The organism is Micromonospora sp. NPDC006431 (assembly GCF_042870725.1).
Lineage (GTDB): Bacteria > Actinomycetota > Actinomycetes > Mycobacteriales > Micromonosporaceae > Micromonospora.
Window position 1 is genome coordinate 369,876 of sequence record NZ_JBIAHQ010000004.1, and the last position, 18,825, is coordinate 388,700.

At 73.4% G+C, this 18,825-nt stretch carries 15 protein-coding genes and 1 pseudogene; 10 read left to right on the plus strand and 6 right to left on the minus strand.

From position 1 onward, the window contains the following. Positions 1 to 150: 150 nt before the first annotated feature. The 7 genes from ACFYM6_RS10835 to ACFYM6_RS10865 all read left to right on the plus strand — a co-directional run bounded on the left by ACFYM6_RS10835 (position 151) and on the right by ACFYM6_RS10865 (position 6,723). Positions 151 to 648, plus strand: a complete 498-nt coding sequence (locus tag ACFYM6_RS10835) for a hypothetical protein (RefSeq protein ID WP_091269033.1) — start codon at positions 151 to 153, stop codon at positions 646 to 648. Positions 649 to 766: 118 nt separating this feature from the next. After that, positions 767 to 1,330, plus strand: coding sequence for a YceD family protein (locus ACFYM6_RS10840; protein ID WP_387274330.1), 564 nt, complete (start codon positions 767 to 769; stop codon positions 1,328 to 1,330). A 5-nt stretch (positions 1,331 to 1,335) separates the two neighbouring features. Beyond that, positions 1,336 to 1,509: a 50S ribosomal protein L32 gene (rpmF, locus tag ACFYM6_RS10845; protein WP_073832497.1), complete on the plus strand. Its 174-nt coding sequence runs from the start codon at positions 1,336 to 1,338 to the stop codon at positions 1,507 to 1,509. Positions 1,510 to 1,641: 132 nt separating this feature from the next. Continuing rightward, positions 1,642 to 2,601 carry a phosphate acyltransferase PlsX gene (locus ACFYM6_RS10850; protein WP_387274563.1) on the plus strand — a complete coding sequence of 320 codons (960 nt, stop codon included), beginning with the start codon at positions 1,642 to 1,644 and terminating at the stop codon, positions 2,599 to 2,601. After that, the gene (gene rnc, locus ACFYM6_RS10855) at positions 2,598 to 3,419 is read left to right on the plus strand and encodes a ribonuclease III (protein ID WP_387274332.1); all 822 of its coding nucleotides are present in this window, start codon (positions 2,598 to 2,600) and stop codon (positions 3,417 to 3,419) included. The genes ACFYM6_RS10850 and rnc overlap by 4 nt, the downstream gene beginning before the upstream one ends. Next, positions 3,412 to 4,269 carry a bifunctional DNA-formamidopyrimidine glycosylase/DNA-(apurinic or apyrimidinic site) lyase gene (gene mutM / locus ACFYM6_RS10860; protein ID WP_387274334.1) on the plus strand — a complete coding sequence of 286 codons (858 nt, stop codon included), beginning with the start codon at positions 3,412 to 3,414 and terminating at the stop codon, positions 4,267 to 4,269. The genes rnc and mutM overlap by 8 nt, the downstream gene beginning before the upstream one ends. 234 nt (positions 4,270 to 4,503) lie before the next feature. Beyond that, positions 4,504 to 6,723 carry an MMPL family transporter gene (locus tag ACFYM6_RS10865; RefSeq protein WP_387274336.1) on the plus strand — a complete coding sequence of 740 codons (2,220 nt, stop codon included), beginning with the start codon at positions 4,504 to 4,506 and terminating at the stop codon, positions 6,721 to 6,723. Between the two features lie 112 nt (positions 6,724 to 6,835). Here ACFYM6_RS10865 and ACFYM6_RS10870 read toward each other — a convergent pair whose 3' ends face one another. After that, positions 6,836 to 7,705, minus strand: a complete 870-nt coding sequence (locus ACFYM6_RS10870) for an endo alpha-1,4 polygalactosaminidase (RefSeq protein ID WP_357433746.1) — start codon at positions 7,703 to 7,705, stop codon at positions 6,836 to 6,838. A 148-nt stretch (positions 7,706 to 7,853) separates the two neighbouring features. Continuing rightward, positions 7,854 to 8,987, minus strand: coding sequence for a CAP domain-containing protein (locus ACFYM6_RS10875; RefSeq protein WP_387274338.1), 1,134 nt, complete (start codon positions 8,985 to 8,987; stop codon positions 7,854 to 7,856). Between the two features lie 373 nt (positions 8,988 to 9,360). Between ACFYM6_RS10875 and ACFYM6_RS10880 the strand changes: the two genes are divergently transcribed. The 3 genes from ACFYM6_RS10880 to ACFYM6_RS10890 all read left to right on the plus strand — a co-directional run bounded on the left by ACFYM6_RS10880 (position 9,361) and on the right by ACFYM6_RS10890 (position 14,081). Beyond that, entirely contained in the window at positions 9,361 to 9,555 is a 195-nt protein-coding gene (locus tag ACFYM6_RS10880; protein WP_073832502.1) for a hypothetical protein, read from the plus strand. 312 nt (positions 9,556 to 9,867) lie between these two features. Next, a complete protein-coding gene (gene smc / locus ACFYM6_RS10885) occupies positions 9,868 to 13,467 on the plus strand; it encodes a chromosome segregation protein SMC (RefSeq protein ID WP_387274340.1) in 3,600 nt (1,199 codons plus the stop codon). Next, the gene (locus ACFYM6_RS10890; RefSeq protein ID WP_387274342.1) at positions 13,464 to 14,081 is read left to right on the plus strand and encodes an HAD family hydrolase; all 618 of its coding nucleotides are present in this window, start codon (positions 13,464 to 13,466) and stop codon (positions 14,079 to 14,081) included. The genes smc and ACFYM6_RS10890 overlap by 4 nt, the downstream gene beginning before the upstream one ends. 18 nt (positions 14,082 to 14,099) lie before the next feature. Here the strand turns inward: ACFYM6_RS10890 and ACFYM6_RS10895 are convergent, their stop codons facing one another. The 4 genes and pseudogenes from ACFYM6_RS10895 to ACFYM6_RS10910 form a co-directional block, all read right to left on the minus strand. Further along, a complete protein-coding gene (locus tag ACFYM6_RS10895) occupies positions 14,100 to 15,581 on the minus strand; it encodes a N,N-dimethylformamidase beta subunit family domain-containing protein (protein ID WP_387274344.1) in 1,482 nt (493 codons plus the stop codon). A gap of 260 nt (positions 15,582 to 15,841) precedes the next feature. After that, positions 15,842 to 16,363 (minus strand): DinB family protein, encoded by a 522-nt coding sequence (locus tag ACFYM6_RS10900; protein ID WP_387274345.1) that lies wholly within the window; start codon positions 16,361 to 16,363, stop codon positions 15,842 to 15,844. A gap of 112 nt (positions 16,364 to 16,475) precedes the next feature. Further along, positions 16,476 to 16,967, minus strand: coding sequence for a universal stress protein (locus ACFYM6_RS10905; protein WP_387274347.1), 492 nt, complete (start codon positions 16,965 to 16,967; stop codon positions 16,476 to 16,478). 154 nt (positions 16,968 to 17,121) lie between these two features. Then, positions 17,122 to 18,741 (minus strand): annotated as a pseudogene (locus tag ACFYM6_RS10910) (MDR family MFS transporter). Positions 18,742 to 18,825: the final 84 nt, after the last annotated feature.

The window sequence follows — 18,825 nt, forward strand, 5'->3', positions numbered from 1 at the left end:
CTCGCGGCAGACCCCCGGCGGCGCGCGACGCGCCGGGTGGGGGTGGATCGGCGTGCGGTGGAGCGGGCGCGACATGATGTGTGCAGCGCCGAATTCGGGCGCAGGCCGCATCATGTAGGTCGGCCGACGAACGACAGGAGTGAGGTACCGGTGGACCCGCTCGATCGCATCGACGAACTGATCGCCATGGTGGAGCAGGCCCGATCCGTCCCCATGTCGCGCAACAACTGCATGGTCGACCGGGGCGAGATGATCGCCGCCCTCGACGAGCTGCGCGTCGAGCTCCCCGCCGACCTGCGCCGGGCCGCCGCGCTGCTGGAGGAGCGGGACAAGATCATGGAGGCCGGCAAGCGCGAGGCCGATCGGATCATCAGCGAGGGTGAGGCGGAACACGCCCGTCTGGTCTCGGTGAACGAGATCACCGTCTCCGCCGAGCACGAGGGCGCCCGGATCATCGCCGAGGCCCGCGCCGAGGCGCAGCGCCTCCGGGATGAGGTGGACGACTACGTCGACACCGCGCTGGCCAACTTCGAGCAGTTCCTCACCCGGGCCCTCGCCTCGATCGAGCGCGGCCGGGACAAGATGCACGCGCTGCGTGAGATCGGTACCTTCGCTGGTGACGAGGCGGACCGGCCGCTACCCTTCTGAGCGACGCCCGGGCCGGCGGCCGACAGCCGGCACCCCGGCGGGCGACGCCCCGGTTCGACGGTCCGGCGGTCGCCCAGGTAACCTTCTTTGTCGGCCTCTCACCGGCCGGAGTCTGACTATGCCCAAACACGTGCCTTCTTCACTCAACCCCAGGTCGCCGCTGGTCCTCGACACGAGGGACCTGCCGCGTCGGCCTGGTGCGTTGCGTACGGTCAAGCGGGTCGTGCCGGCACCGGAGGACCTCGGCGTGGAGTTGATCGGTGTGCCGGCGGGCGCGGACCTCGACCTCGATCTGAGGCTGGAGTCGGTGTCCGAGGGTGTGCTCGTCTCCGGGACCGTCAGCGGTCCCATCAAGGGCGAGTGCGGCCGCTGCCTGCGCGAGATCGACGACTCGGTGGCCGTGAATATCCAGGAGCTGTACGCGTACGAGAACAGCACCACGGACACCACGACCGACGAGGACGAGGTGGGCCGGATGCAGGGCGATCTGATCGACCTGGAGCCGGCGCTGCGGGACGCGGTGGTGCTCACCCTGCCGACCAACCCGCTCTGCCGGGAGGACTGCCCAGGCCTGTGCCCCGAGTGCGGGGTGCGCTGGGACGAACTGCCGGCCGACCACAGTCACCAGCAGGTCGACCCGCGTTGGGCTGCCCTGTCGCAACTGACCCGTAAAGAGGAGTAACAACCGTGGCCGTCCCCAAGCGCAAGATGTCGCGCAGCAACACCCGGGCCCGTCGGGCGCAGTGGAAGGCCGCGGCGGTCGCGACCGTGGCCTGCCCGCAGTGCAAGTCGCCGAAGCTGCCGCACGCCGCCTGCTCCGTCTGCGGCACCTACAACGGCCGCCAGGTCCTCGAGGTCTGACCTGGACGCCGAGTGACGTCCCCGACCACAGGTCGGGTGGCGCGCGCACCCTGGCTCACGCCCGGTGCCCCGGCTCCCTCCGCCGCCGTCCGGCCCCCGGCCGGCGTCCCGTCGGAGCCGGGCACCGCGCGGATCGCCGTCGACCTCCTCGGCGGGGACGATGCTCCCGCCGTCGTGGTTGACGGCGCTCTGCGGGCCGTACGCACCGACCCTGACCTGCACCTGCTGCTCGTCGGACCGACCGAGGTCGCCGACGGGCTGATCGGCGCGCTCGCCCCCGAGCAGCGCGCCCGCGTCACGGTCCGCCCGGTGCGGACCGCCGTCGGCATGGCCGACGACCCCACCGCCGCCCGCGCCGAGAGCACCGTGCGGGCGGCCGTCAACGCCGTCCGCGACGGGTTCGCCGACGCGCTCGTCTCCGCCGGCTCGACCGGCGCCACCGTCACCGCCGCCGCGCTCGGCCTCGGCCGCTGGACCGGGGTACGCCGCCCGGCGCTGGTGGCCACCCTGCCCGCCGTCGCCGGGCCGGTGGTGCTGCTGGACGTCGGCGGCACGCTGGAACCCCGTCCCGCCACCCTCGCCCGGCACGCCGTGCTCGGCGCCGCGTACGCCGCCGTGGCGCACGCCGTCACCGCGCCCCGCGTCGGGCTGCTCTCCGTCGGCACCGAGGCGGGCAAGGGTGACCGGCTGCGCCGTGCCGCCGATCCCGTCCTGGCCGCCGTGCCCCTGCCGTGCGGCGCCCGCTACGTCGGCCTCGTCGAGGGGTACGACGTCTCCCTCGGCGCGCGCGCCGACGTCGTGGTCACCGACGGGTTCACCGGCAACGTGCTGCTCAAGGCGATCGAGGGCGCGTACGCGATGGCCGGCGGACCCCCGGCGAGCGGCGGCGCGCCACGTGCGGCGGCCCTGCTCGGCGTGGCCGGTACGGTGGTCGTCTGCCACGGCGCGGCCCGGCCCGACGACGTCGCCTCCGGCATCGCCCTGGCGGCCCACCTGTGGCGGCGGGGCGCCACCGACACCGTCGCCGCCCTGCTCAACGGCATGCCGCACGATCTCGCACCTGACCGAACCGACACCGAGGTAGCACCATGACCAACGACAAGCGGCGGCGGGCTCACGTCGGCCACCTGGAGGCGGCCTTCGGGGTGTCGCTCGACCCGGAGCTGCTGGAGCGCGCCCTGACCCACCGCTCCTACGCATACGAGAACGGTGGGCTGCCCACCAACGAACGGCTCGAGTTCCTCGGCGACTCGGTCCTCGGCGTGGTGATCACCACGGCGCTCTTCCACAACCACCCGGACCTGCCCGAGGGGCAGCTCGCCAAGCTGCGCGCCAGCGTGGTGAACATGCGCGCGCTGGCCGACGTGGCGCGCGGTCTCGGCCCGGCGGGGCTGGGCGCGTACCTGCTGCTGGGCAAGGGCGAGGAGACCACCGGCGGCCGGGACAAGGCCAGCATCCTGGCCGACACCCTGGAGGCGCTGCTCGGCGCGATCTACCTCCAGTACGGCCTGGACACCGCAGCCATCGTGATCCACCGGCTGTTCGACCCGCTGATGGCCGAGTCGGCCGGCCGGGGCGCCGCCCTGGACTGGAAGACCAGCCTGCAGGAGCTGACCGCCGCGCTGGGGCTGGGCGTTCCCGAATACCGCATCGAGGGCACCGGCCCGGACCACCTCAAGACCTTCACCGCCTGGGTGGTGGTGGCCGGCAACCGGTACGGCGGCGCCGAGGGACGCAGCAAGAAGGAGGCCGAGCAGCGGGCCGCCGAGTCGGCCTGGCGGATGCTGACCGAGCAGGCCGAGAAGGAGCAGGCCACGCTGGGCTCGACGGAGGGCGCGCCGGGGGTGGCGGACGACGCCGGCAGCGGGTCCGCGGCCGACGCGGCCGGAGCGGGCGCCGGCCGTGCCTGAGCTGCCCGAGGTCGAGACGGTCCGGCAGGGGCTGGCCCAGTGGGTCACCGGCCGGACGATCAGTTCCGTCCAGGTGCGCCACCCCCGGGCCGTACGCCGGCACCAGCCCGGCGGGGCGCACTTCGCCGACGTGCTGACCGGCCGGACGATCACCGACGTCCGGCGCCGGGGCAAGTACCTGTGGCTGCCGCTGGACAGCGGTGACGCCCTCGTCGGGCACCTCGGCATGTCCGGTCAGCTGCTGCTGCAGCCGGTCGAGGCGGCCGACGAGCTGCACCTGCGGGTCCGGTTCCGGTTCGCCGACGACGGCCCGGAGCTGCGCTTCGTCGACCAGCGCACGTTCGGCGGGCTGTCGGTGTCCGAGGGCGGCGCGGAGCTGCCCGGGGAGATCGCACACATCGCCCGGGACCCGATGGACCCGGAGTTCTCCGACGCCGACTTCGTGACCGCGGTGCGGCGGCGGCGTACCGAGGTGAAGCGGGCGCTGCTCGACCAGACCCTGGTCTCCGGGGTCGGCAACATCTACGCCGACGAGGCGCTGTGGCGGGCCAGGCTGCACGGCGCCCGCCCGACCGACGCGCTGACCCGCCCGGCGGCCACCCGGCTGCTCGGGCACGTGCGGGACGTGCTCAGCGAGGCGATCAAGCAGGGCGGCACCAGCTTCGACGAGCTGTATGTCAACGTCAACGGCGAGAGCGGCTACTTCGACCGGTCGCTGAACGCGTACGGCCGGGAGGGGGAGCCCTGCCCGCGGTGCGGCGCACCGATCCGCCGCGAGGCGTTCATGAACCGGTCGTCGTACAGTTGCCCGCGCTGCCAGCCCCGCCCCCGAGGAGCGCTGCGGGGATGACCCTGAACCGGCTCGGGGTTGCGCCGGTGTGCCGTCCCGGGCGGTTTCCGGCGCGTCCCCCGCTCGTACCCTGAAATTGCCGTTCTGTCCGGTTAGCTGAGCCCGCGCGGCCCGGCCGGCCGGATTCTGGCGGATGGGGGACGAGCCGGGGCCGTTCCCCGATGTCCGGGCGTCGCCCGCTCCCTAGCGTCAGACCGTCGGCACAGGGCCGACGTCTGGAGGGGGAACCCGGGTATGGGCAGGCGACCGGTGACGGTGCGATTGGCACGGTGGAGTGCGGAGCACCCGTGGCGGGCCATCGCGCTGTGGGTGGTGTTCGTGGCGGTGTGCTTCGTGGGCGGCAACGCCGCGGGCTTGAACGAGGCGACCGCAGCTGACCAGGCGACCGGCGAGGTGGGACGATCCGAGCTGATCGTCGACAGCGGCGGCTTCCACGAACCGGCGACGGAGAACGTGCTGATCACGTCCCGCTCCGGGACGCTCGACCAGGCCGCGGCGAAAGCCGCCGCCGACGACGCGGCGGCCCGGCTGCGGCAGGTCGACGGGGTCGGCTCGGTGGGTACGCCGATGCCGTCCCGGGACGGCAGCGCGCTGCTGCTGCCGATCACCATGTCCGGCGACCCGGAGACCGCGTCGGACCGGGTGCAGCCGCTGCGGGACGCCACCGCCAAGGTGCAGGAGGCGCACCCGGCGCTGCGGATCGAAGAGGTCGGCGGGCCCTCGATCAACAAGGCGCTCAACGACACCCTGGGCAAGGACTTCAAGCGGGCCGAGCTGCTCAGCCTGCCGGTCACCCTGGCCATCCTGATCATCGCGTTCGGCGCCCTGATCGCGGCCGGCGTGCCGGTGCTGCTCGCGCTCTCCTCGGTGGCCGCGGCCATGGGGCTCTCCACGCTGGCCTCGCACCTGGTGCCGGCCAACGACACCACGGCCAGCGTGATCCTGCTGATCGGCATGGCGGTCGGCGTCGACTACTCGCTCTTCTACGTCCGCCGGGAACGCGAGGAACGGGCGAAGGGGCGGTCCCGGCTTGACGCGGTGGAGGTCGCGGCGGAGACCTCCGGGCACGCCGTGGTCGTCTCCGGCACCGCCGTGATCATCTCGATGGCCGGGCTGCTGCTCGCCCAGGACGCCATCTTCTCGTCGCTCGCCGTCGGCTCGATCCTGGTGGTCGCGGTCGCGGTGCTCGGCTCGCTGACCGTGCTGCCGGCGCTGCTGGCCAAGCTCGGCCGCTGGGTCGACCGGCCCCGGGTGCCGCTGCTGTGGCGGCTCACCGCCCCGCGTACCGGCCGGCACGGCCAGCCGGCCCGGCCCCGGTTCTGGCCGGCCGTGCTGAAGCCCGCGCTGCGGGCCCCGCGGACCACCCTGATCGTCTCGGTCGGGCTGCTGCTCGCCCTGGCCGCCCCGGCGCTGGGCATGCAGCTGAAGTTCCCCGGCATGGAGGACGTGCCGCGCAGCACGCCCGCCATGCAGGCGTACGACCGGCTCACCGCCGCCTTCCCGAGCAACGGCACCAGCCACACGGTGGCGGTGCGGGCGCCGGCCGAGCAGGCCGATCGGGTGCACGCCGCGCTGACCGACCTGGCCGGGCGGGCCGCCGCCGATCCGCTCTTCGCGCCGGCCGAGGGGGACGGCCCGAAGATCAAGGTGTCGGCCGACCGCCGGGTGTCGGTGCTGGAGGTGGCCACCCCGTACGGCAGCCGCACCGACGAGGCCACGCGCTCGCTGCACGAGCTGCGCGAGGACCTGGTCCCGGCCGCGCTGCGCGGCATCCCCGGCATCGAGTACGCGGTCGGCGGCGCGGTGGCCGCCAACGAGGACTACGCGCAGCACATCCGGGAGAAGCTGCCGATCGTGGCCGCCTTCGTGCTGGCGCTGACCTTCCTGGTGATGGCCTGGACCTTCCGGTCGGTGGTGGTCGCGCTCACCTCGATCCTGCTGAACCTGCTCTCCGCCGGCGCCGCGTACGGCCTGCTGGTGCTGGTCTTCCAGGGCAGTTGGGCGGAGGGACTGCTCGGCTTCACCTCGATGGACGCGATCGTCACCTGGCTGCCGCTGTTCCTGTTCGTGGTGCTCTTCGGGCTCTCCATGGACTACCACGTCTTCGTGGTCAGCCGGATCCGTGAGGGCGTCCGGGACGGCCTGCCGAACCGCGACGCGGTGGCGTACGGGATCACCTCGTCGGCGGGCGTGGTGACCAGCGCGGCGATCGTCATGGTCGGGGTCTTCTCGATCTTCGCGACGCTGAGCACCATCGACATGAAGCAGCTCGGCATCGGGCTGGCCGCGGCGATCCTGCTGGACGCCACGATCATCCGGGCGGTGGTGCTGCCGTCCCTGATGACCCTGCTGGGCGACGCCAACTGGTGGGCCCCGCGCTTCCTGCGCGCCCGGCCGGCCACCCCGCCCGCCGAACCACCCACCCCCACCCCGGAACTGGTCGCCGCCCGCTGACCCACCCCACCTCGGAGGGGCGGGCCGCATCCGCGGCCCGCCCGTCCGCCGCTGCCGGCCCGCCCGACCCGTCCCGCCCGCCACCCGACGTCGGTGCTGCCGCGCGGGGCGGTCACGACAGGGGGCAGGGCTCCCGCCAGGCGTCCAGCGACCGGTCCTTGCGCATGGAGGCGAAGCCGTAGCCGACGGTGGTGACGCAGAACGTGGTCGGAGTGCCGGTGTATTCCACGTGGAAGACCGGCTTGTGCGCGTCGGCGAAGGGCAGCAGCTTGGCGCACTCGCGCCGGCGTACGCACTCCTGGTTGACGGCGAAGTCGAAGTCGGGGGCCAGCGCGGCCACCTGCGGCACGTCCCCGACCAGCCCGGGGGAGAGGTCGAGCTGGCGGGCCAGGGCGGCCAGCCGCCGGTTGAACAGCAACTGGTCGTCGAAGTCGAGCGGGAAGCCGGGCCGGTGCAGGTAGCCGTCGGCGTCGTCGAGCGCCACCGCGCCGAAGCCCTTGCCCCGGCACAGCCGGAACCGGTCGGCGAGCACCGGCTCCAGCGTGTCCCACCGGCGGACGTCCAGCCAACGGCGCTCCGGGCGGTCGGTCACCGGACTGCCGCGCAGGTCCGCCGGGAAGCGGCTGGCGTCCGGGTCGGTGGGTGCGTAGGTGCCGACGCTGACCTGGCAGACCAGCCGGCGGTCCCGGGCGCGCAGCGCGGTTGTCTCGGCGGAGGTGGTGCGGACCGGGTCGAGCAGGAAGACGTCCGCGTCGGCGGTGACGTCCAGCGGGCCGGTGAGTTGCCACTGCCACTGCCAGCGCCGGGCCAGTTCGGCGGGCCACGGGGTGGGCGCGCCGGGCGGGACGAGCGGCCGCTCGCAACCGGGTACCGGGGCGAGCAGCAGCACCGTCATGACGGCCGCCACGCCCCGGCACAGCCCGCGGGGGAGGACACGGGCTGGCCGGGTGCGCGGCGCGGCCGGCGCCAGCCGGATCCGCATCGACAGCTCCCGGGTCGCGGGCGGCACTTCACCGCCCCCAGCGGGTACGCCGATCCGGCCCGGACGTACCGGTCCAGCCGGTACGGCCAGCCGGCCGCGGCGTACCTCACCCGGTCAAACGAGTGCGGACCCGGTCACGACGCGCCGGTCAGCGCGGGGTGCCGAAGTCCTGGGTCCAGTACGGCCCGTTGCTCCGCGCGACACCGACACCGATTTCGGTGTACGAGCAGTTCAGGATGTTGGCCCGGTGGCCCGGGCTGTTCATCCAGGCGTCCATCACCGCGGCCGGGGTCTGCTGGTTCCAGGCGACGTTCTCGCCGTACGCCCGCCAGGCGTAGCCGACCCGGTCGAGCCGGTCGCCGGCGTCGCTGCCGTCGCTGCCGTCGTGCGACATCGTCTTGTGATCGGCCTGGTCCTGGCTGTGCCGCTGGGCGGCCAGCATGAGTTTGGCGTTGACGGTCAGCGCCTTGCAGCCGGCCTTGGCCCGCTCCTTGTTGACCAGGTCGACGACCTGCTGGCGTTCGGCGCTGATGCCGCTCGGTGCGGCGGCGCTGCGGGTGGCCGGGGGTGCGGCGCTGCGCGTGAGCTGCCGGGACGGGGCGGTGGTCCGGCTCGGCTTCGGGGCGGTGGTCCGGGTCGGGCTCGGCCGGGCGCTGGTCGGGGCGGCGGTGGGGGTGGTGGGCGCCGCGAGGGCGTCGCCGGGGGCATCTTCGGTGCTGCTGGGCACGAGCGGGGCGGCGGCCACCGGCTCCTCCGCGGAAGTCGACTCGGTCCGCTGGTCACCGCCGGGCAGCACCGCGGCGGCCACGCCCAGGCTCGCCACCAGGGTCGCCACGGCGGCGGCCCCGCCGACCAGGAGCGGACGCGGGAACCGCCGCTTCTGCCGGTGCCGGCCCGGCTCCTCGGCGGCGGGGTCGGTGACCGGCCGCCAGGCGGCCGTGGGCTCCTCCGCCGGATGCCAGCCGGCGGCCGGCTCGTCCTCCCGCTGCCAGCCGGAGGTGGGCTCCCCGGCCGGGCGCCAGCCGGCGTCCTGTTCCGGCTGCCAGGCGCCGGTGGGCTCCGCGGTGGGGTGCCAGCCGGCGGCCCGCTCGAACGGGGCGATCGGCGCACTCGGGTGGGTCGCCGGGGTCCGGTCCGCGTCCGGCCGCTCCGGCTCGTCCCCGAAGAGGTACGCCGACCGCGGCTCCGGCCGGTCGGTGAGCCAGGCCAGGCCCTCGTCGGTCGGCGGCTCGGGGCGTCGGGGAACGCCGTCCGGTTCGGTCGGGTCGGTCCAGCGATACACGCCTGTCGCCTCCACGGTTCGGTTGCGGGCCGGGCTGACGCTACGGGTGGGCCGCGACCTGCGGCAACGCGGCTAAGAAAGAGTTAAGGGGAGCCCGACACGGAGGGTGAGGCGTTCACACATTTCCGGGCGTACAGTAAAGGCGTCCGGACAGAGCGTGTCCGCGCCTCACGGCAGCCCCCCGACAAGTGGACAGGTCGACATGGAGATGATCTACGGCCTGCGAGAACTTGACGAAGGAGGGGTTTAAGGCTCAATATATAGGTGTCGCCAGTCGCGCCCAGTCATGCCCGCATTTTGCTGGTATGACAGCCGCGAACATCATGGGCGCGCGTTGGCCGGCCTTTCCGGCAGCGCATATCAAGGAGTCAGCATGGCGAAGGCCCTCTACGGCCACGTAGGTGCAGCGCCCGACCGGCGTATGCTCGACGAGGTCACCCGACTGCGTGCCAGGGTTCAGGCACTGGAGTTCGAGATCACGCGTCTGCGCGCCGATAATGATCGGCTTGCGGCGGCTGCGGCGGAGGCTGACGACCTCCTCCGACTGGCCGAGCCCGCACTGACCTGATCTCGAGCTGTCGGAAAACTGAATCGCACCACCCGAAAAAGCGCGCCGACACCGTAGTGCCGGCGCGCAGCTCTGTGCGTAGGTTTTGTTTTGCGCGCCACATCTTCCGATCTGGTGATCGTCCGGAAATTGCCGCCGGCGACCGTGGCCGCGAATACGATCTTGCAGTTTCGTGACGTCGCCGGGAACCGGACATGACCGGCGCGGGGTGGGTCGCGTAACGGGGTCTCCCCGGCGGCGGGTTAGTCTGCGGGTTCACCAGGTCCGCGCAGCCGGCGACGGTACGGCGGCCACCGGACGAGGATCGAGAAGGTGCATCTCAAGAGCCTGACGGTGAAGGGCTTCAAGTCCTTCGCCTCCGCGACGACGCTGAAGCTGGAGCCCGGGATCACCTGCGTGGTCGGCCCGAACGGCTCCGGCAAGTCCAACGTCGTCGACGCCATCGCCTGGGTGCTCGGTGAGCAGGGCGCCAAGGCGCTGCGCGGCGGCAAGATGGAGGACGTCATCTTCGCCGGCACCGCCGGCCGGGCGCCGCTGGGCCGCGCCGAGGTCACCCTCACCATCGACAACACCGACGGCGCGCTGCCGATCGAGTACACCGAGGTCTCCATCACCCGCCGGATGTTCCGCTCCGGCGAGAGCGAGTACGAGATCAACGGCGACTCCTGCCGGCTGCTCGACATCCAGGAGCTGCTGTCGGACTCCGGCATCGGCCGGGAGATGCACATCATCGTCGGTCAGGGCCGGCTCGACGGCATGCTGCACGCCAAACCGGAGGACCGCCGCGCGTTCATCGAGGAGGCGGCCGGCGTCCTCAAGCACCGCAAGCGCAAGGAGAAGGCGCTGCGGAAGCTCGACGCGATGCAGACCAACCTCAACCGGCTCACCGACCTCACCGCCGAGCTGCGCCGCCAGCTCAAGCCGCTGGGCCGGCAGGCCGAGGTGGCTCGCCGCGCCGCCGCCATCCAGGCCAACCTGCGCGACGCCCGGCTGCGGCTGCTCGCCGACGACCTGCACACCCTGCGGACCACGCTCGACAAGGAGATCGCCGACGAAACCGCGCTGCGTGAGCGGCGCGAACAGATCGAGGCGGAGCACACCGAGGTGCAGGCCCGCCTCGGTGAGCTGGAGGCCGCCCTCGCCGAGGACGCCCCGTTGCTCGCCGCGGCCCAGGACACCTGGTACAAGCTCTCCGCGCTCCAGGAGCGGTTCCGTTCCATCGAGCAGCTCGCCCGGGAGCGGCTGCGCCACCTCAGCGCCACCCCCGACGACGAGCGCCCCGGCCGCGACCCCGACCAGCTGGAGGCGGAGTCGCAGCGGGTCCGCGAGCAGGAGGAGGAGCTGCGCGCGGCGCTCACCGAGGACCAGATCCGGCTGGCCGAGGCGGTCGAGCATCGGCAGGAGCTGGAACGGCAGCTCGCCGCCGCCGAGCGGGAACTGGTCGCGGCGGCCAAGGCCATCGCCGACCGGCGGGAGGGGTTGGCCCGGCTGACCGGCCAGGTCAACTCGGCCCGGGCGCGCACCACCAGCGCCGGCGAGGAGATCGAACGGCTCGCCGCCGCGCACGCCGACGCACTGGCCCGCGCCGAGACCGCCCAGGCCGAGCTCGACGCGGTCGCCGAGCAGTCCACCGAGGCCGACCGGGACAACGCCGACCTGGACGCCCGGCACGCCGAGGCGGTGGCCGCCCACGAGAAAGCGCAGGCCGGGGTCCGCAGCCTCGCCGACGCCGAGCGAGCCGCCGAGAAGGACGCGGCCACCTGGAAGGCCCGGGAGGAGGCGCTCGCCCTCGGCCTGCGCCGCAAGGACGGTGCCGGGGCGCTGCTGGCCCGCGCCGACCAGGTGCCCGGCCTGCTGGGCAGCCTCTCCGGGCTGCTCACCGTCGCGCCCGGCCATGAGGCGGCGCTCGCCGCCGCGCTCGGCGGGCTCGCCGACGCGGTCGCCGTCACCGGCGTGGACGAGGCCGTCGAGGCGATGCGCCTGCTCAAGATCTCCGACGCCGGGCGGGCCGGCCTGCTGGTCGGCAGCGCCGCCGGGCCCGGCGTGGACGGCCCAGCCGACGCGCTGCGCCCGAAACTGCCCGACCGCGCCCACTGGGCGCCCGACCTGGTGGAGTGCTCCGCCGAGATCCGCCCGGCGGTGCACCGGGCCCTGCGGGACGTGGTGCTGGTCGACGACCTGTCGGCCGCGGCCGAGCTGGTTGCCGGCAACCCGGAGCTGCGCGCGGTCACCCCGGAGGGCGACGTGGTCGGCGCGTACGCGGCGGCCGGCGGGTCAGCCAAGGCGCCCAGCTACATCGAGGTGCAGGCGGCCGTCGAGGAGGCCCGGACCAACCGGCTCGTCGCCGAGCGCAGCAGTGCCGAGCTGCGCGAGCAGCTCGTCGAGGCGCGCGCCGAGGTGGCCGTTGCGAAGGACGCCGTACAGCACGCCTCCGCCGCCAAGCGGGAGGCGGAGAGCCACCGCAACGCCGCCGCCCGCCGGCTGGCCGAGCTGGGTGCCGCCGCGCGGTCGGCGAAGGCCGAGACCGACCGGCTCGGCGAGTCCCGGGCCCGCGCCGAGGTGGCCCGGGAACGCGACCTACAGGCGCTGGCCGAGCTGGAGGAGCGGCTGCGGCTGGCCGAGGTCACCCCGATCGACGCCGAACCGTCCACCGAGGAGCGCGACCAGCTCGCCGCGATGGTGCCGCAGGCCCGGCAGAACGAGATGGAGGTCCGGCTCGCCGTGCGTACCGCCGAGGAGCGGGTCTCCTCGATCGCCGGCCGGGCCGACTCCCTCGCGCGGCAGGCGAACGCCGAGCGGGCCGCGCGGGAGCGCGCGGCAGCCCGGCGGGCGGCCCGCACCCGCGGCGCGGCCATCGCCCGGGCCGTGGTGGGCGGGGCCCGGGAGGCGCTGACCCGGCTCACCGTCTCCATCGCCCGTGCCGAGGAGCAGCGCGACGCCGTGGCCCGCGACCGCGCCGCCCGCGAGGCCGAGCTGTCCGAGGTACGCGGCGCGGCCAAGCGGCTCGGCGCCGAACTGGAACGGCTGACCAGCCAGGTGCACCGGGACGAGGTGGCCCGCGCCGAGCAGCGGCTGCGCATCGAGCAGTTGGAGGCGAAGGCCGCCGAGGACTTCGGCCTCGACGTGGCGACGCTGATCGCCGAGTACGGTCCGGACCAGCTGGTCCCGCCCACCGACGCGGACGTGGCGGCGGCGGAGAAGGACGGCCTCCCGCTGCCCGAGCCGGTCCGCTACGAGCGGCCGGTGCAGGAGAAGCGGGCCGCCAAGGCGGAACGGGAGCTGGCTCTGCTCGGCAAGGTCAACCCGCTCGCCCTCGAGGAGTTCGCCGCGCTGGAGGAGCGCTACAAGTTCCTCTCCGAGCAGTTGGAGGACCTGAAGGCCACCCGCCGGGACCTGCTCACCGTGGTCAAGGACGTCGACGACCGGATCCTGGAGGTCTTCGCCAGCGCGTTCGAGGACACTGCGCGGGAGTTCGAGCAGGTGTTCACCGTGCTCTTTCCCGGTGGCGAGGGGCGGCTGGTGCTCACCGACCCGGAGGATCTGCTGAGCACCGGTGTCGAGGTGGAGGCCCGGCCGCCCGGCAAGAAGATCAAGCGGCTGTCGCTGCTCTCCGGCGGGGAGCGTTCGCTGACCGCGGTGGCCATGTTGGTGGCGATCTTCCGCGCCAGACCCAGCCCGTTCTACATCATGGACGAGGTGGAGGCGGCCCTCGACGACGTGAACCTGGGCCGCCTGATCACGCTGCTGGCGCAGCTGCGCGAGAAGAGCCAGCTCATCGTGATCACCCACCAGAAGCGGACCATGGAGATCGCCGACGCGCTGTACGGCGTGACCATGCGCAGCGGGGTCACCCAGGTGATCAGCCAACGGCTCAACCGGGCCGACGACGACGGGCAGGAGAAAGACGAGTGAGTCGGGAACGCGCGACGGCGCTCCTGTTGGACCTCGACGGCGTGCTGCGCCGGTGGGACCCGGCGGTGGCCGCCGGCGTCGAGCAGGAGTACGGGCTCACCGAGGGCGTCCTCGGCGAGATCGCCATGTCGTGGGGGCTGCTCCAGCCGGTGCTCACCGGACAGGTCAGCCACGCCCAGTGGATGGCCAGCGTGGCGGATGCGCTCACCCCGTCCGTGGGTGCCGAACGGGCCCGCGCCGCGGTCGAGGAGTGGCAGCGCTACCGGGGCGAAATCGACCTGGAGGTGCTCGCCTTCGTCCGCCAGGTGCGGGAGGCGGGCGTACGGGTGGGGCTGGGCACCAACGCCACCGACCAGCTTGACGCCGACCTGGCCGCCCTCGGCCTCACCGACGACTTCGACGCGGTGGTCAACTCCTCGGTGGTCGGGGTGAACAAGCCGGCCAAGGAGTACTTCCAGGCGGCCTGTGCGGCGCTGGAGACATCGCCGTCGCGGGTGCTGTTCGTCGACGACGAGGACCGGTCGATCTCCGGCGCCCGCGTGGCCGGCCTCTCCGCGCACCGCTGGACCGGCCCGGGGGACCTGCGCTACCTGCGCGCCGCGCTGGCGTTCTGAGCGGGGCCGCCCACCGCGCTACCGCATCACCCGCTGCAACAGGTTCAGGGTGGCCCGGGCCAGCCGGGGATCGGCGGCCGCCGGGTCGGCGAGCACCCGGGTCCAGCCCAGCGAGCCCGCGATGAACACCCAGGCTCCGGAGGACGCCCGGTAGAGGTGGGTGTGCTGCCGGTGCGTCGCGCCCTGCCGTGAGTAGGGGGAGTCGGCGAGCAACGTCCGCTCCACGGCGTCGGGCTGCGGGACCCCGGGCGTCCGCTGGTCGGCCTCGCCCCACACCACCTCGGGGATCAGGTCGCCGTCCCGGACGCCGGTGCCCGCCCAGAACCAGTGGTCGCCGGCGCGGACCATCAGCGGCGCGTAGCCGTCCACGATGCTGACGTACTGGGCGCCGATCAGCTGCTGCTCCGGGTGCCCGGCCGACCGCCACTTGGTGGTGGCCGGGGTCGGGCCGGATGCTGGCACGGAACTCTTGGCGCACCGGACCAACCGGTCGCCGGTGCCGTACTCGACCCGCCAGTAGCAGTTGTTGGCGGCCAGGAAGACCAGGCTGGTGCCGCCGTTGCGGGCCATGGCGACCGCCTGGCGCATCGGCGCCGACCAGTACTCGTCGTGGCCGGGGAAGACGACGGCCCGGTACCGGGCCGGATCCACCCGCCCGGTGTGCAGGTCCTCGCTGGTGGCGTACGTGACGTCGAGACCCTGCCCCTCGACCCACTGGACGAAGCCGATGTCGTGGGCGGCGAGTTGCGGGATCCCGTTGCCGGAGTACGGCCGGTCGTGGCTGACCGCCCGGGCCCGCCGCGCGGTGGTCCAACGTCCGGCGGCGTCGTAGCCGTGGTAGAGGTTGGCGCCGGTGCGCCCGTCCATCGGCCAGCCGTTGTACGCCTGCCACGTGCTGGTGGGCAGGACCATCAGCGCGGCCGCCCGCTGCGCCGGGTCGCGCACCACGAAGGGGATCCACTGGTGCTGCCCGGAGGCGCTGGCGAGCAGGGCCAGGTAGAGACCGCTCACCAGGTCCGGGGTGACGGTCAGCCGCCAGCCGGTGCGCCAGGCGCAGGAGACGGCGCCGGTGTCGGGGTCGACGTCGGGCGCGGCCTGCCGGATCCCGTCGAGCCATGGGCTGACGACCACCGCCCGAGCCCCGCTGCCCGCGTAGTGCCCGACCCGGAAGATGGTGATCTGGTAGCGCTGGGGCCGGGCGACCGAGACCCGGAACGCCAGCTGCTCGCCGGGGGCGACGCTGGTGGCATGGGCGTAGCCGGCGATCTCACCGCGTTCGTCCGTGCTGAACCGGTGCCCGGTCAGGCGGAAGCCAGCGGCGCCGGGCCGAGCATTCTCCGCCACGGTGACCGGGCGGCCGGAGCCGGGCGCCGGGGCGGTCGTCGGGGCGGGGCCCGTCGGGTCACCCGGGTAGTGGGGGTCGGCGGGCAAGGTGGGCTGGGACGGCCGGCCGCACGCCTCGCCGCCGAGCAGGACCGCCGCCCCGACCGCCCCGAGCATGCCCAGACTCCTTCTCCGGGTATGCGTCGGATATCCCCCGTCGACCATCGTCGCGCTCCCGCCTCGGCGGCCCCCCGTGTCCGTCGCGGCGCCCGCCGAGGGCGGGTGAGCGGCGGGGACGGGCCCGGCCACGACCCGTCCACCGAGCCAGACGTTTTCCCCGCACGGCCGGTTGCCCGGGCCGGTGGAGTGTGGCCGGTGAGGCGGATCACGAGACCCGTTGGTCCGGTGCCGGTGGCCGGTCGGGGGATGCGCGCGGCTCAGTCGCCGGTGACGCCGTCGATCCGCTCCCGGATCAGGTCGGCGTGCCCGTTGTGCCGGGCGTACTCCTCGATCATGTGGACGTACACCCAGCGCAGGTTGAAGGTCCGCTTTTTCGGCCCCACCTCGGTGAAGGTCTCGTCGAGTGAGCGGCCGGCCGCAGCGGCCCGGGCCAGTTGGACCTCCCGGTGGTACGTGGCGAAGTCTGCCTCGGCGTCGGAGCCGCTGACGTCGTGGTCGGCGTCCGGCGTCTCCGGCGTGAAGTAGGGGTAGTCCACCTGCTGGCCGGCGAAGTTCTCCCGGAACCACCAGGCCTCCACCTCGGCCAGGTGCCGGACGAGGCCGAGCAGGGTGAGGCCGGACGGCTCGACACTCGGGGTCTTCAACTGTTCGGCGGTCAGGCCCGCGCACTTCAGCAGCAGGGTGTCGCGGTGGTAGTCGAGCCAGCCGTCGAGCATGGTGCGCTCGTCGCCGACGTAGGGCTCGTTCTTCCGGGTGATCTCCGGTGCTCTCCAGGTCATGCCCGCCATCCTGGCGAGCGAGTCCGACACCGGCGACCCGATTACCGCCCGCGGCGGTGAAAAGGGGCCCCTCACCACGTCAGGAGTGGAGAGGGGCCCCCTTCCGCTCAGCTCAGGGCACCACCACGACGGGCCACCGGCCGGTGCGCACCAGGCGGGTGGCGACCGAGCCGACCAGCCGGTGCCCGGCCTGCTCGGACGCCCCGACCACCACCAGGTCGGCCCGGGTCTCGTCGGCCGCCGCGCAGAGTTCGGTGTACGCGTCCCCACGCCGGCACAGGAAGGTGACCGGCAGGCCCAGCTCCTCGGCGCCGCGCCGGCACTCGTCGCGCAGCTCGGCGGCCAGCTCGTCGTGGGTCTGCTGGATCGCCCCGGCCACCACCCCGGTCATGATCCCGGCGTACGGGATCGGGGAGCTGACGAACACCACGACCAGGCCGGAGCGCTGCCGGCGGGCCAGCCCGGCCGCGTACGCGGCGGCCCGCAGCGAGGTGCGGGTGCCGTCCACGCCGACCAGCACCACCCGCGGGCCGTCCGTGCCGCGTTCGAACGGCAGCGGCCGGGCCTCCGGGCCGTACTCCTCACGCTCGACGGAGGCGCTCATGCCGTCGCCTCCCTACGGTCGGCGAAGCCATGAGGCACCGACGCACTGAGCTGGCTGATTCGCTCGCTCCGCTCGCTCATGCCGTCGCCTCCCTACGGTCGGCGAAGCCATGAGGCACCGACGCACTGAGCTGGCTGATTCGCTCGCTCATGGGTCACTCCTGGATGCCGGTCCGGACCACCGAGGCCCCGCCGCCGGCGGCGACGGTCGACTCCCGCTCGACCTCGGCGGAGATCGCGTCGCCGTTGTGCCGGCGCAGCGGCACCTCCTTGATGAAGACGACCGCGATCAGCGCGATCAGGCCGAACGGGGCGGCGGCCAGGAAGATGTCCCCGGCCCCGTGCCCGTACGCGGCCTCGACGACCGCCCGGATCGGGGCGGGCAGCGTGTGCACGTCGGGCAGGGTGCCGCCGCTGCCGGAGCCGGACGTCTTGATGCCGAGTCCGGCCAGCCCCTCGGCGAGGTAGTCCTTGACCTTGTGGCCGAGCACCGCGCCGAGCGCGCTCACGCCGATCGCGCCGCCGAGGCTACGGAAGAAGGCGACCACCGAGCTGGCTGCGCCGAGTTCGTGCGTGCTGACCGTGTTCTGCACGGCGAGCACCAGGTTCTGCATGGTCATGCCGAGCCCGAGGCCGATCAGCGCCATGAAGATGGCGATCTGTCAGTACGGGGTGTCCGCGCGCAGCGTGCCCATGGTGGCGAAGCCGGCGGTGAGCAGGACCGAGCCGGCTACCAGGTACCGCTTCCAGCGGCCGGTGTTGGTGATGATCCGGCCGACGACCGTGGAGGCGACCAGCAGGCCGCCGATCATCGGCAGGGTCATCAGGCCGGACATGGTCGGGCTCTGGCCGCGGCTGATCTGGAAGTACTGGCCGAGGAAGACCGAGGCGCCGAACATGCCCACGCCGACCGCGATGCTGGCGACCACGGCCAGGGTGATGGTGCGGCTGCGGAACAGGCGCGGCGGGATCAGTGGCTCGCTGGCCCGCTGCTCCACCCGGATGGCCAGCGCGCCGAGCAGCACTGCCCCGACCACCATGGCCGCGCTCTGCCAGGAGATCCAGTCGTACTTGTCGCCGGCCAGGGTGACCCAGATGAGCAGCAGCGAGACGGCCGCGGTGATCAGGGTGGCGCCCCACCAGTCGATCTTCGCCGGGCGCTTCACCACGGGCAGGTGCAGGGTCTTCTGGAGCACGATCAGGGCGAGCACGGCGAACGGCACGCCGACGTAGAAGCACCAGCGCCAGCCGAGCCAGTCGGTGTCGACGATGACGCCACCGATGAGCGGGCCGCCGATGGTGCCGAGGGCCATCACGGCGCCGAGGTAGCCGCTGTAGCGGCCGCGCTCACGCGGAGCGATCATCGTCGCCATGATCACCTGGGCGAGGGCGGTCAGGCCGCCCGCGCCGACGCCCTGGAGCACCCGGCAGGCGATGAGCTCGCCGGTGGTCTGCGACTGCCCGGCCAGCACCGAGCCCAGCACGAAGATGCCGAGGGCGAGCTGGACCAGGACCTTCTTGCTGGTCAGGTCGGCGAGCTTGCCCCAGATCGGGGTGGTCGCGGTGGTCGCCAGCAGCGTCGAGGTGACCACCCAGGTGTACGCGGATTGGCCGCCGTGCAGCTCGGTGATGATCCGCGGCAGCGCGTTCGAGACGACCGTGGAGGAGAGGATCGCGACGAACATGCCCAGCAGTAGGCCGGAGAGTGCCTCCAGGATCTGCCGGTGGGTCATGTCGCCGGCGGTCGCCCGGGTGGGCGCTGTCGCCTGGGTCATCGTGATTGCCTCCGGGGCAGGTCGGGGGTGGGTTGCCTCAGGCAACCGTAGAACTTTGGTTGCCTCAAGCAACAACCGGGTGGC

What these genes read in the sequence shown, in the direction of transcription:
- rnc (WP_387274332.1), top strand. Translation starts at nt 2,598, where the DNA reads ATGACCAACGACAAGCGGCGGCGGGCTCACGTCGGCCACCTGGAGGCG.
- ACFYM6_RS10905 (WP_387274347.1), bottom strand. Translation starts at nt 16,967, where the DNA reads ATGAGCGCCTCCGTCGAGCGTGAGGAGTACGGCCCGGAGGCCCGGCCG.
- ACFYM6_RS10900 (WP_387274345.1), bottom strand. Translation starts at nt 16,363, where the DNA reads ATGACCTGGAGAGCACCGGAGATCACCCGGAAGAACGAGCCCTACGTC.
- ACFYM6_RS10870 (WP_357433746.1), bottom strand. Translation starts at nt 7,705, where the DNA reads ATGCGGATCCGGCTGGCGCCGGCCGCGCCGCGCACCCGGCCAGCCCGT.
- ACFYM6_RS10880 (WP_073832502.1), top strand. Translation starts at nt 9,361, where the DNA reads ATGGCGAAGGCCCTCTACGGCCACGTAGGTGCAGCGCCCGACCGGCGT.
- ACFYM6_RS10865 (WP_387274336.1), top strand. Translation starts at nt 4,504, where the DNA reads ATGGGCAGGCGACCGGTGACGGTGCGATTGGCACGGTGGAGTGCGGAG.
- ACFYM6_RS10840 (WP_387274330.1), top strand. Translation starts at nt 767, where the DNA reads ATGCCCAAACACGTGCCTTCTTCACTCAACCCCAGGTCGCCGCTGGTC.
- ACFYM6_RS10895 (WP_387274344.1), bottom strand. Translation starts at nt 15,581, where the DNA reads ATGCTCGGGGCGGTCGGGGCGGCGGTCCTGCTCGGCGGCGAGGCGTGC.